This is a genomic window from Veillonella sp. 3913 (genome assembly GCF_003992235.1).
GTDB lineage: Bacteria > Bacillota > Negativicutes > Veillonellales > Veillonellaceae > F0422.
The window spans coordinates 427294-441102 of the sequence record NZ_RQVF01000001.1; the positions used below are offsets into that span (position 1 = coordinate 427294).

A 13809-nucleotide genomic window follows, 5' to 3' on the forward strand; every position below is an offset into this window, starting at 1 on the left:
TATATCCCCTTACAATCGTTCTACCAATCTTCGGAAGTGATCTCCTCTATCTTCAAATCGTGCATACCAATCAAAACTTGCACAAGCTGGAGATAATAATACTACATCCCCATCTTCCGCTATACGAGCACTTAGGGATACTGCCTCTTCCATAGATTCACAACGATGAATGTGTGGCACTCCCACTTTGACAGCAGCTTCTGCAAAACGTTGTGCTGCTTCACCAATAAGAATTAACTCTTTTACATTAGTTTTCACTAACTCCATCATTTCTTCCAGATCTGTCATTTTATCTTTACCACCTGCAATCAACACAAGAGGTGATGTAAAAGATTCTAAGGCTTTAATAGTGGAGTCCGTATTAGTTGCTTTAGAATCGTTATAATAGGTAACTCCATGCAAGGTACGAATGCGTTCCAAACGATGGGCTACACCATGAAATTTTGCAATAGCCTGATGGATATCTTCTACATCTACACCCAATGCATATGTTAAGGCAATAACACTCAGAATATTTTCAATATTATGAGATCCTGGGATATGAATATCTTTTGTAGTGATAATTGGGACTGCTTTCCCTTGCATCACTGCATAACATGTATTATTTTCAAAATACGCTCCATCTGTGACAGGTCTTTCTTGGCTAATTCCTAACACATGTCCTTTTACTCGTTTTGCCATATCTGCCACAATCGGAGAATCAAAGTTTAATACTGTCCAGTCTCCTAATTCTTGGTTGCGAAAAATATTTTCTTTTGCCTCTTGGTATCGTTCCATGGTTTTATGGCGCAACAAATGGTCTGGTGTCACATTTAGCAAGATAGCCCCTTTAGTGCGAAACTTATCTATACTCTCTAATTGGTAAGATGAAAGTTCTGCTACTAATACACCTGTTTCAGGTACTGCCAAGGCTTGTTCACTCAAAGAGTAACCAATATTACCACCTACATAAACATCCCATTTTGCTTCTTTCAATACTTCTGCCAACAAAGAAGTCGTTGTCGTTTTACCATTCGTACCTGTGACGCCTAAAATTGGAGCTTTTGATACTTCATAAGCAATTTCTACTTCCCCTACTACGGGAATATTTCTTTTTTTCGCCTCTTGAATAATAGGTATCTCTAAAGAAATACCAGGTGATACAACCACTCTTGTAGCTGTATCAAGCAACACAAAATCTTGTTGCCCTGTAATCACTTCTATATGACTCTCTGCCAAACGTTGACTTTCAGTCTGATCAAAATCAATTTTTTTATAATCATTAAGCGTTACAGTAGCGCCTAATTTAGCCAATGTATGGGCTACACCAATACCACTAAGTCCCGCACCTAATACCAATACATGAGAACCTGAATAATCCATTCTAACCACCTAACCCTATATGCAAGAATAACGGCCCTTACTAGTAGAGCCGTAATCTATATTATTTCATGCTTAACAGTACTATACCTAAGAAAGCCATTACTAAAGAGACAGCCCAGAATACATATACTACTTTTCGCTCACTCCAACCACCTAATTCAAAGTGATGGTGAATCGGACTCATACGGAAAATACGAACCCCTCTAGTTTTAAAAGATGCTACCTGTAAAATAACAGATAATGCTTCTACTACAAATACAAAGCCTATCACAATTAATAGAAGTTCTGTTTTTGTGGCAATAGCCATCCCTGCAAAAGCACCACCTAATGCTAAGGAGCCTGTATCACCCATAAACACTTTAGCTGGATTCGCATTGAAATATAAGAATCCTAAGCAAACTGCGCTTACGACAATACCAAAGAAGGTAACACTTAAAGAACCTACTAATAATCCTACCACTGCAAAGGCAGCCCCTGCAATAGCAGAAACACCAGTTGCTAATCCATCTAAACCATCTGTTAAATTAACAGCATTAGTGGTTCCCAATATAATAATAAAAGCTAGCGCATAATAAGCATAACCAAGATCTACAGTGATATCCACTAAAGGAATCCACAAAGTAGTTGGTAAGGCTGCATAGGCGATTGAGATATAACAAAATATGACAGCCAATATCGCTTGACCTAGTAATTTTTGTTTTGCCGTTAATCCTAAGTTACGACGTTTGACAGCTTTGATAAAATCATCACTAAATCCTAATGCACCATGGCCTAAGGTTAAAAATAATAGCATCCACAATGTTACAGAATAGGGTGGTACTATGCAAACTGTAATGACTAAAGCTAGTATCATAAATAATCCGCCCATTGTTGGCGTCCCAGCTTTAGCTAAATGTGCCTGAGGTCCATCTTCACGAATCGACTGTTGTGCTTTCAATCGCTGCAATAGAGGAATCCCTATTTTACCGAATACTAATGTACTTACTAGGGCTAAGCCAAAGGCTAATGCATAGTCCATATTCATGTCACATGTCTCCTTACTTATTCATGTCGTTCTTTAAAATCTTCTATAATACGTTCCATTTTAAGACCACGAGATCCTTTCACTAGAATCACATCGCCATCTCGTTTTACATCATAATAGGCATTGGCAATATCAAGATGACTTTTCCCTACATACACATAAGGAACACCCACTTGTTTAGCTATAGAAGCAGTAGTTTTCATCATATCACCAAAAGTAAATACCATATCATAGTGCTCTTCTCCAAGAAGTTTACCAATCTCTTCATGAGCTAGTTTAGAATGATCTCCTAATTCTAACATATCTCCTAGCATAGCTATTTTACGAGCTCCTTGTAATTGACTCATGGCACGAATGGATTCTGCCATACTATTTGGGTTCGCATTATACGCATCATTCAGAACTGTAAAGGTTGGAAATGCTACAATTTCTTGACGCATTGGAATTCCTGGAAATTCTTTAAAAGCTTCCACAATTTCAGCTTTTGGTACACCCAAAATCGTGCCAACTGCAATAGCGGATAAAGCATCATATACATTGTGAATACCAATCATTGGCAAAAATACTTTCCATTCACCAGAAGTATCACGAACAGTAAAATTAATGCCTTTTGATGTATATTCTAATTGAGTCCCTTGTACGTGAGAACCCTCTTGCATACCATAGGTCATAACCTTTGCATCCGTTACCTGTTCCATAGGCAATACAAAAGAATCATCATGATTCAATACAGCCGCCCCCGTACTCGGTAATGCTTCTATCAATTCTTGCTTAGCTTTTCCAATATTTTCTTGAGACCCTAATAGTTCAATATGGCTAGTACCTACATTAGTAATAACTCCTATTGTAGGTTCTGCAATCTCCGCTAATTCAGCAATTTGACCAAGCCCTCGCATCCCCATTTCAAGAACGCATACATCATGATCTTCCGTCAATTGCAATAACATCTTTGGAACACCAATTTCATTATTATAGTTTTTCTCTGTTTTTAACACTGTAAAAGCTTTTTCCAATACAGCACTAATCATTTCTTTTGTTGTTGTTTTCCCAGAGGAACCAGTGATTCCAATAATAGGGATAGGAAAGCGTCTACGATGATAGGTTGCTAACTGCTGATACGCCTGTAGTGTATCTTCTACTTCAATACAGACTAAGCCCTCTATCGTTTTTCCTCGTTTTACTACAGCACCTGTAGCACCACGTTCTTTGGCAACTGTTAAGAAGTCATGACCATCAAATGTCATTCCTTCCAAAGCAACAAATAATCCATTTTTTTCAATTGTACGGGTATCAGTTGATACATCAGCAAAGGAACAAGTACTTGTTCCTGCATAGAACCCTTGTGTTGCCTCTAGAACTTCTTGCACTGTAAATTGTGCCATATTATTTCTCCTTCAAGGCTTCTCTTGCCACTTCACGATCATCAAAATGAATCGTTTCATCTTTTAAAATTTGATAATCTTCGTGACCTTTACCAGCAATAATAACTACATCTCCAGTAGTCGCCTCTCCGATTGCTTTATGAATAGCTTCACGGCGGTCTACAATCACTTCATAAGTCACAGCATCATGTAATCCTTCTTTCACCCCTACTTCTACATCTTTTACAATTTGTATAGGATCTTCTGTACGTGGGTTATCGGAAGTCACAAACACTCGATCTCCAAACTGTGCTGCAATACGCCCCATGATTGGACGTTTCGTAGCATCTCGATCACCACCGCAACCAAAAACAACTAAAATACGGTTATCAACAATTTTCTTCGCTGTTTGTAAAATGTTTTCTAGTCCATCTGGTGTATGTGCATAATCAACAACCACTGCAAAATCTTGTCCTTCTTCAATGAGCTCAAAACGTCCTGGCACCGCTGTAAAAGTAGTTAAAGCACTTACAATCTCCTCCATCGTCAATCCTTCATATAAAGCCGCTCCTACGGCAGCCAAGGTATTATACACATTGAACATACCCGCAATTTTCGTGGAAATTGAATAGTTTTTTCCATCATAGGACAAGTTGAACTTAGAAGATTTAGCAGTAATAGCTAACTCAGAGGCATTCATAGTACCTTTACCTTCTGTACTATACGTAATCATAGGTGCTGTAGTCACATCTACAATAGCTTGACCATAATCATCATCTACGTTTATAACAGCACCTTTACCTTCTTTCATCTGATAGGATGCACTTACTTGTTTAAATAGCTTAGATTTTGCTGCTAAATAATTATCGAATGTCTTATGAAAATCCAAATGATCTTGAGTTAAATTAGTAAATACAGCTGTATCGTACTCTACCCCCGCCGTACGACCTAATGCTAGCGCATGAGAAGATACTTCCATAATACAATGTGTCACACCAGCATCCACCATTTGCTGTAAAATTTGCTGTAAATCCGCTACATCTGGAGTTGTATTATGAATTGGATAGGATTGATCATCAATCAAAATATGAACTGTACCAATAATCCCCACTGTATAACCTTGGGATCGTAGCATATGTCCAATAATATGTGTAGTTGTAGTTTTACCATTTGTTCCGGTTACACCAATCATCCGCATTTTAGAAGCTGGATAATCATAGAAGAATGGAACAGCATCTTGCAAAGCTTGACGCGTATCGTCTACGTATAGAACGGTTACATTATCTGGTACTATGACTGGTTTTGATGCAATAATCGCCACAGCCCCATCCTCTATAGCCTTATTCACAAAGCTATGACCATCGACAGTAGCACCTACTAAACATATAAATAAACTTCCTTCTTGCACTGTTCTGGAATCCGCAGTAATATGACTTACTACAGATGTTACAGGACCTTCTACCTTCTTAGGAGATACAATTTTTACTATTTCTTCCACTCGTTTCATCTGCATTCCTCCAATCAAAGTGAAAGCAGCCCAAAAGGACTGCCTTCATTATTCTCTAATATCCTTTTTCATCGTAACATTACGTTCTTCCACTGTATTCTTGCTAGTGTAAACGAAATTATCTGGTAATACCATGCCAAGTTTTTGTTGTGCAATCTTTTGAATGCGTGTAGGAGATTTTAACTCTGCTAATACTAGATTATACTCATAATTAGTGCGATTTTCTAAAACTATTTGATCTTGTAGATTGACAGTTTCTTTTCTTGTATTTTCTGTGACACCAGTTAATAGCAAACAAATCATACCGAATACAATTCCCATAAGAACTGTAGCCAAACAGTGTCGCATATCTGGCGTAAGATCCATAATAAAGTCAGGGGCATTGGATTTCTTTCTTCTGACTGGTTCAACATAGGGCGCTGATTGTTCCCAATACGCGGCCTTTCGCACTAACATAAATATTCCTCCTAACTATAATTTTACGGCTACCCTTAACTTGGCACTACGGGACCGTGGATTTACTCCTACTTCTTCTTTGCTTGGCTCTACAGCCTTATTCTTAGCTTTCACTGTTGGCACATGATGACATACACAGACTGGTAAATTAGGTGGACATGTGCAACCTTGAGATAATTCTTTAAAAGTTTGTTTGGTGATTCTATCCTCTAGAGAGTGGAATGTAATCACAGCTATTCTTCCATCAGGCTTTAGCATGGATGTAGCATCTACAAAAGCATCATGCAAAATTTGAAGTTCCTGATTCACTTCGATACGAAGTGCTTGAAAGGTTCGTTTTGCTGGATGCGGACCATCTTGTCTAGCCTTTGCAGGTATGGCACGTTTAATGATATCCACCAGCTGAAATGTAGTCACTATAGGCGATTCTTCTCTAGCTTCCACAATAAATTGAACAATTCGTTTCGCCCAACGCTCTTCCCCATAGTCCCAGATAATGCGATACAAGTCATCACTCGAATAGGTATTCACTATTCTTTCTGCCGTTAAGGATCCACTTTGATTCATACGCATATCCAAAGGTCCATCTTGCATATAAGAAAACCCTCGATCCGCCGTATCTAATTGATGGCTAGAAACCCCTAAATCAAATACAAATCCATCTACTTCATAAATGCCTGACTCTTGTAAAGCTTGTTTTAAGTTAGAAAAGTTTGTTTGAATTACTTTCACCTGACAAGACAAATCAGATAATCTCTGAGAGGCTGCCTCTAATGCCGCTACGTCTTGATCTAAACCAACAATCATACCTTTTGAGGATAACCGTTCTCCAATGGCGTGGGAATGTCCCCCACCACCTAATGTACAATCCACATAGGTTCCATCTGGTTTAATTGCCAATCCGTCTAGCGTTTCACTGAGTAATACACTCACATGATGAAAGTCCATAATGCCTCACTTAAAATCCAATATCATCCAAATCAAGCTCTTCTGCCATCGCCTCAATATTACCGTAAATTTCGTTGTTATAAGCTTCCCAACGAGTTTTACTCCAAATCTCGATGCGTTCACCATTACCAACTACAACTACATCTTTTTTTAATTCCCCATGAGCACGAAGATTACTAGGTATTAGTACACGACCTTGTTTATCAAACTCAAGGTCAGCAGCACCACCTACAAAAAAACGCACTAATCCACGTTGGTTGGCTTTATTAGAGCTTTGAGAACTTAATTTTTTTGCAATTTCATCAAACTTTTCTTGTGTGTAAATGGCTAAGGTGTTATCAAAATATCTAGTAACAACACAGGTATCACCTAGTTGTTCACGCATTTTGGCAGGAACTATCATACGTCCTTTACTATCAATTGTATGTGAAAATTCACCTTTAAACATAGCAAGGACACCTCCTTTTCCTACACCTTCTCGCCCTCATTACCACTATATGGTAAATTTTACCACAATTCCCCACTTTTAACAACAAACAAATACTAATTTAATAGATATTTATACAAATTATTTTCTTATACTCATTACTATCGAACATTGTTGTTAATATTTATTAATATGTTCGCATAATTCACTTTAATATCGAACATTCTATTATTTGAAAAAGGTGGTAAAAAGTGGGGGTAATTTTACATATTTTGCCAACATTTATATAAAATGATATCCAATTAAACAGTACATCCCTAATCCTTATACTTACTAATTTTAAAACAAAAAAGATAGCCGAATCATTGATTCAACTATCTTTTTATCACTTTTATAGTAACTATTCTATTGTCTATATTTTTTCTCTTAGTTTATAATTGCCCCACTCTTTTCATAGCATCATAAATTCGTTGTGCTAATCCAGTAATTTGTCTTTTAGGAATGGAACATACAGCAATGCGAACACCACCAGCTACAGGAATTAAAAATACATTTTCTTTTTTCAATTCATCTGCCAAGGCCTTTGGATTATCGCTTGGAATTGTTGCAAAGAAACCACCCATGTATGGCAACATTGGTAAGCCAATCGCTTTTCCTTCACATTCCAAGATACCTGCCCGCTCTTCTACGAGACGAGAGTAGCAATTACGTTCCTCTTCATAACGTTTTAATTTTTCAGGATCAAGCACGATATTAGCAACCGTACGCATAGCAGGTCTATTAATGTTAGACCAAGTACCACGAGATGTCATTTGGTTAACATCAAAAAACTCCTGTGCCACTGCTTTATCAGAAGTAATACCTAACATACAACCAACACGTTGACCATACATGGTGAATCCTTTTGAAATACTATAGCATACAACTGTTAAAATATCTTTTGACAAATGCTCAAACTTTTTAAAGAATCGACGTACATCTTCTTTAGGTCCGGAGAAATCAATATACGCAGCATCTACACCAATGATAACTTTATTTTTACCTGTATTCACTATACCTTTCACTAAGTCTAATACATTATCCCAATCGCTGTCGCACAAGGAAAACCCTGTTGGATTATTGCCAGGTGTGTTAAAAATCACTACTACATTTTCTTGTTTCTCAGCAATATCTAGCACTAAAGATTGCAAAGCTTCAAAATTGAACTTATAGTTCTCATCAAATAATGGGTATGTAACTAATTCTCGTCCATTATCTTGGCATATTTGCTTGTATGCCCCCCAGTACCAATCAGCGGTAATTACCTTATCACCTAGTTCTGTATAATTGTGAACCAAGTGATGAATACCACCTGTACCACCCGCTGTGGCTATCCCTTCAATATAGGCATCTGGCCGAGATTGTCCAAAACATTCTTGTTTACATGCTTCCACAAACTCTTTTAACCCTTCAATCGGTGCATATGCAACATATTCATTACGTGGCAAATTACGAAACTCATCTTCTACCACCTTCAAGAAAACAATATCGCCATTTTCATCTAGGATAGATCCGACAGTTCCAATTAATACATTTTCTTTGCCATATTGTTTCGCTGCCTCTTGAGCTTGTGAATTTGTCGCAAAGATAACATCATTTGCTTTTTTCCCACGCGCTTGTTTTGCTGCCATACTCATAGTAAACACCTTCCTATATTAGTTATATATTTTATATTTATAATACTAGTTTACAAGAAAAATCATTCTCCTACAAGACATGTAGCTCATGTATACACAATAGTTTTTATCACCATTCAATTTTCTTTATATTGTAAAGAATAGATTCTGCACACTCTTATGATAGTATACATATAGTCACTTTCTATCGGCAACAACCACAAATTCAAAATACTTACACTAAAAAGCAGATACACAACCATAATGGATTGTATATCTGCTAATTATTTTAGAGTATTCTATTCTACTTTACCGCCTAAGTATGCTTCCATCACTCTAGGGTCGTGACGAATTTCTTCGGCTGGTCCTGAAAGAACGATTTTACCTGTTTCTAATACATATGCATAGTCAGCGATTTTCAAAGCTTGACGTACATTTTGCTCTACTAACAATACTGTCGTTCCTTCGGCGCTAATCTCTTTGATAACTTCAAAGATTTCATTCACTACCAAAGGCGCCAAACCCATGGATGGTTCATCTAGTAACAACAGTTTCGGACGAGCCATTAAAGCACGACCAATGGCAAGCATCTGCTGTTGTCCACCAGATAAAGTACCACCTAATTGGTAACTACGTTCGTCAAGAATAGGGAATCGTTTGAACACTTTTTTAATATCATCGTTGATTTCAGCATCCTTACGAATATAGGCTCCCATTTCTAGATTTTCGTAAACACTCATATCTTGTAATATTTGACGACCTTCTGGGACGAGGGAAATACCAGATTTCACAATATCATGGGTTTTCATAGATGTAATATCTTTACCTTCAAAGGTAATGCGACCTTCTGTAGGTTTTACTAAACCCATGATAGAACGCATGGTTGTCGATTTACCGGCACCATTAGCGCCAATCAATGATACAATAGAGCCTCGAGGAACTTCTAGGTTAATGGATTTCAACGCTGTAATATGACCATATCCAGCCACAACATTTTCAATTTTTAACATATTATTCCTCCTTTCCTAAGTACGCTTCGATTACATCTGGATTATTTTGAATCTCTTGCGGTGTACCTTCTGCAATCTTTTTACCAAAGTTCAACACTGCTAAGCGATCACAAATATTCATCATCAACGCCATATCATGTTCTATGACCACAACAGTGATACCTAAATCACGGATTTTACCGATCAATTGGCGCAACACTTCTGTTTCGCTATCATTCATACCCGCCGCAGGTTCATCTAACAAGATTAACTGTGGATGCGTTGCTAAAGCACGAGCGATTTCTAAACGACGTTGCTTACCATATGGTAAAGATGTAGCTACTTCTTCCGCATCTTCTTCTAAGCCAACCAGTTTTAAAAACTCATAGGCAATACCACGGCAACGCTCTTCTTCAATGCGTTGGCGTTTTGTACGGAAGAAGCTAGACAACACACCAGAACCTGTGCGACAATGCATCCCTGTCAGCACTGTCTCCAACGCCGTCATATTACCAAAAAGGCGAATATTTTGGAACGTTCTAGCAATCCCCATTTCCACCGTACGATGTGGTTTTATGCCCACTACATTCATACCATCGAAGACAATATTGCCAGTACTGACAGGGAATACGCCAGTAATCAAGTTGAACAGCGTTGTTTTACCGGCCCCATTTGGTCCGATGACACCAAAGACTTCCCCTTGGTTCACTTGGAAGGTAACCCCTGTCAAGGCAGCCACACCGCCAAAGCTTTTACTTACATCATCTAATTGTAATAGCATGGTTACCTCCTATTCTTGACCAGACTTGCTTTGTGTTTTATAAGCTTCAAAGCGTTCTGTTAATACTTGCGTTTCTGGAATATATGCTTTCTTTTTCACACCCAATTTGCGATAAATTTTGTCCATTAAATCTTCTGTCAAAATACCATCTGGGCGAACAGCCATCAAGATAACTAGTAATGCGCCATAAATAATATCCCGGTAATCTGCTAAGAAACGCAATACTTCTGGTAACAATGTCAAAATGAAAGAGCCTAGTACAGATCCCCATACTACATTGGAACCACCAAACACAGGGAACAATAAAATTTGCACTACTTTGTGGTAGCTAAAATCTGTAGGGTTGATGAAGTTTGTAATATGTGCATACAAACCACCGCCAATACCAGCAATGAAAGCACCGATGACAAAGGCTAACATTTTGTAATACACCACATTGATACCCATTAACTCTGCTGCATGGTCATCTGCTTTAATGGCTTGGAATGCACGCCCCACACGACTATTGTGGATGCGTAAGCAGAACAATATCACTAGTGCTAAAATCACCAACAAAATAATGATGGTCAACAAGTTACCCCATGTTAATGCATCAATGTCTAACAAACCGTCCATATCAAACTCATAGATATAGTTCGTCAATTCTTGAGCAATCGCTGGAATTCCTGAAAGGCCCAAGGCTCCATTGGTCACTTCTAAGTTCAAAAAGATAACACGTACTACTTCACCAAAGCCCAAGGTAGCAATGGCAAGGTATAAACCTTTCAAGCGTGTAGTTGGTAAACCAATCACAATAGCTACTAAGGCCGCCACGACACCACCAATGAAGATAGCAATCGGAATCGGTAACTCAGCTTTCAGAGTGAGCAAAGCACCCACGTAGGCACCCACGCTCATAAAACCAGCCGCACCCAATGTCAACTGTCCTGTAGAAAGGGTGAAGAAAATGGAAATACCCATAATAGCATTGATGATGAAGAACATCACAATTTGTAGATAATATGGATTTAAAATTTCACTCATGGTCGTCCCCCCTTATCTTTGGATCCGAATAACCCTTGTGGTCTCCAGAATAATAAGAGAATGATTAACCCAAAGGCTACAGCATCACGGTAAGAAGATGCCCCATAGGCTACGGAGAATACTTCAGATACACCTAAGATGAATCCACCAACCATCGCACCAGTGATGTTTCCAAGCCCGCCAAGAATTAACACTGCTAATCCTTTAAATCCGATAACAACACCCATCATAGGCTCTACGGCATCGAAGGATAAACCAACTAATACACCAGCTGCAGAACCTAACGCAGAAGCGAGCATCACTGTTACAGAAATAACCAAAGTAGGGTTAATCCCCAATAAGGATGCCGTTTCTGTACTCAAAGATACAGCACGAATAGCTTTACCGATTTTAGTTTTTTTAATAAGTACATTTAAAATCAACATTAATACAATGGATACGCCAAGTCCAATGATTTGAACCATGGAAATTTTGAACATACCAAAATCGATGAGTCCACCAATAAAATCTGGTGGGAAAGAACGTGTTTGTGGGCCCCATACAAGCAAGGCTACACTTTCAATAAAAATAGATACGCCAATTGTGGAAATCAATGGCGCCAAATGGGATACATTTTTCTTACGAAGTGGACGAAGTGCCACAAACTCTAACAAATATCCAAGAATTGCCCCTACGAGCATAGCCACAAGGATGGCTACGAATATATTAGCTTCAAAGACTGTCACCATAAATAAACCCACGAAGGCACCTATCATAAAGATGCCTCCGTGAGCCATGTTGATGATGTTCAATACACCAAAAACCAGTGTCAATCCGATCGCTAATACTGCATAGAGACTGCCTAAAGTAAGGCCATTCACTAATTGCTGTAAAAACATCGTGTAACTCCTATTTTTGTAATGCGTCGAACTGCCCGTTTTTAATTTGTAAAACTTGAACTTCCATAGATGGGTCACGTTTTTCGTTGAATTGGAATTTACCAGTTACCCCTACGAAGTCTGTAATGCCTTTTAAGGCGTTACGGAATTTTTCGCGATCTGTTGTAGAACCTGCTGCTTTTAAAGCTGCTTCGTACAAGAACACAGCATCATATGCTTGTGCTGCGAATTGGTCAGGTTCATGGCCATATTTTTCTACATAAGCTTTGCGGAAGTCGCGAACTTTTTGGTCATCTTTGTTAGGGAACCAAGGTGTACCTACGATCGCACCATCAGCAGCGGCACCAGCATTTTTAATGAACGCTGGACTGTTGAAACCATTGGAACCTACTACTGGTTGGTTCATGCCAAGTTCACGCATTTTTTTCATAATCAATGCCCCTTCTTGGTACAAGGAGGCAACGATGATAATGTCAGGTTTTGCTTGTTGAATTTTAGTCAACTGTGCTGAGAAATCTGTATCTTTATCAGCAAATGTTTCTGTCGCTACAATTTGAACCCCTTCAGATTCCAATGCTTTTTTAGCTGTATTGTTTACAGAAACCATTTGGTCATTGTTGTTGGAATACATAATCGCTGCTGTTTTGAAACCTAATACTTTATGAGATTGACGAATCGCTGCGTCTACTGCCAAAGATTCTGGTACAGCATTACGGAAAATATAATCTCCGATATCAGTGATGCCTTCTGCAGTTGTAGAAGTACCTAATGCTACCACTTTATTTTTGTTAGCAATCGGTCCTGCCGCCATCATTTCACCAGATAACATAGGTCCGATGACAGCTACGACTTTATCTTTAGCAATCACTTTGTTCATCGCATTGATGGCTTCGTTTTTGTCACCTTTTGTATCTTCCACTAACAAATTAATTTTTACATTGTTAGCATCTGCGTTAATTTGTGCTACCGCTAACTCTGCACCATTCTTAATAGATTCGCCATAGGCAGCTGCCGCGCCAGACGTAGTTGTCAGTAAAGCTACTTTTGCTTCATTTGCATTGTTTGTTGATGAACTATTGCCACCGCAACCAGCGATTGCCGCGGCTAAAATAGCTGTAGCACCCAATGCTAGTGCACGTTTGAACATGGATTTTTTCATGTTACACCCTTCCTTCTTAAAATTCCTCTTTTGGATTTTCTAACTGTGAAAGTCATCTTTACCTTTTTCACTTTATCAGCTTAAAGAACAAGTGATAACTCTATAGAAAATCTATGCTTTCCTATTATGAATGTAACATGAGTAGTTTGTCAAATATAAATATAAGAATTTAGTTATGAGTTTATTTAGTAAACCCATAGCGTATATTTTTCTCATTTTTGTATTTATCTAGTAGACAA

The 13809-nt window shown here is 38.3% G+C and carries 13 protein-coding genes; all 13 read right to left on the reverse strand.

Going from position 1 to position 13809, the window contains the following annotated elements:
* Positions 1 to 9 precede the first annotated feature (9 nt).
* Positions 10 to 1362, reverse strand: a complete 1353-nt coding sequence (gene murD, locus EO113_RS02190; RefSeq protein ID WP_127135441.1) for a UDP-N-acetylmuramoyl-L-alanine--D-glutamate ligase — start codon at positions 1360 to 1362, stop codon at positions 10 to 12.
* A gap of 61 nt (positions 1363 to 1423) precedes the next feature.
* The gene (mraY, locus tag EO113_RS02195; protein WP_062403019.1) at positions 1424 to 2386 is read right to left on the reverse strand and encodes a phospho-N-acetylmuramoyl-pentapeptide-transferase; all 963 of its coding nucleotides are present in this window, start codon (positions 2384 to 2386) and stop codon (positions 1424 to 1426) included.
* Positions 2387 to 2403: 17 nt separating this feature from the next.
* Positions 2404 to 3768: a UDP-N-acetylmuramoyl-tripeptide--D-alanyl-D-alanine ligase gene (gene murF / locus EO113_RS02200; protein ID WP_062403022.1), complete on the reverse strand. Its 1365-nt coding sequence runs from the start codon at positions 3766 to 3768 to the stop codon at positions 2404 to 2406.
* 1 nt (position 3769) lies between these two features.
* Positions 3770 to 5254, reverse strand: coding sequence for a UDP-N-acetylmuramoyl-L-alanyl-D-glutamate--2,6-diaminopimelate ligase (locus EO113_RS02205; RefSeq protein ID WP_062403025.1), 1485 nt, complete (start codon positions 5252 to 5254; stop codon positions 3770 to 3772).
* Positions 5255 to 5302: 48 nt separating this feature from the next.
* Positions 5303 to 5710 (reverse strand): cell division protein FtsL, encoded by a 408-nt coding sequence (locus tag EO113_RS02210; RefSeq protein ID WP_009354187.1) that lies wholly within the window; start codon positions 5708 to 5710, stop codon positions 5303 to 5305.
* Positions 5711 to 5725: 15 nt separating this feature from the next.
* Positions 5726 to 6658, reverse strand: coding sequence for a 16S rRNA (cytosine(1402)-N(4))-methyltransferase RsmH (gene rsmH, locus EO113_RS02215; RefSeq protein ID WP_127011077.1), 933 nt, complete (start codon positions 6656 to 6658; stop codon positions 5726 to 5728).
* A 10-nt stretch (positions 6659 to 6668) separates the two neighbouring features.
* The gene (gene mraZ, locus EO113_RS02220) at positions 6669 to 7106 is read right to left on the reverse strand and encodes a division/cell wall cluster transcriptional repressor MraZ (RefSeq protein WP_009353022.1); all 438 of its coding nucleotides are present in this window, start codon (positions 7104 to 7106) and stop codon (positions 6669 to 6671) included.
* A gap of 410 nt (positions 7107 to 7516) precedes the next feature.
* On the reverse strand, positions 7517 to 8761 hold the full coding sequence (locus EO113_RS02225; RefSeq protein WP_127135442.1) for an aminotransferase class I/II-fold pyridoxal phosphate-dependent enzyme: 1245 nt from the start codon (positions 8759 to 8761) through the stop codon (positions 7517 to 7519).
* Positions 8762 to 9039: 278 nt separating this feature from the next.
* Positions 9040 to 9750: an ABC transporter ATP-binding protein gene (locus EO113_RS02230; RefSeq protein ID WP_127135443.1), complete on the reverse strand. Its 711-nt coding sequence runs from the start codon at positions 9748 to 9750 to the stop codon at positions 9040 to 9042.
* Position 9751: 1 nt separating this feature from the next.
* Positions 9752 to 10510 (reverse strand): ABC transporter ATP-binding protein, encoded by a 759-nt coding sequence (locus EO113_RS02235; protein ID WP_126937350.1) that lies wholly within the window; start codon positions 10508 to 10510, stop codon positions 9752 to 9754.
* Between the two features lie 9 nt (positions 10511 to 10519).
* On the reverse strand, positions 10520 to 11533 hold the full coding sequence (locus EO113_RS02240) for a branched-chain amino acid ABC transporter permease (protein ID WP_127135444.1): 1014 nt from the start codon (positions 11531 to 11533) through the stop codon (positions 10520 to 10522).
* Positions 11530 to 12411 (reverse strand): branched-chain amino acid ABC transporter permease, encoded by an 882-nt coding sequence (locus EO113_RS02245; protein ID WP_126937352.1) that lies wholly within the window; start codon positions 12409 to 12411, stop codon positions 11530 to 11532. Before EO113_RS02245 ends, EO113_RS02240 begins: the two co-directional genes overlap by 4 nt.
* A gap of 10 nt (positions 12412 to 12421) precedes the next feature.
* Complete coding sequence (locus tag EO113_RS02250; protein WP_126940218.1) at positions 12422 to 13570, reverse strand: ABC transporter substrate-binding protein; 1149 nt, start codon at positions 13568 to 13570, stop codon at positions 12422 to 12424.
* Positions 13571 to 13809 lie beyond the last annotated feature (239 nt).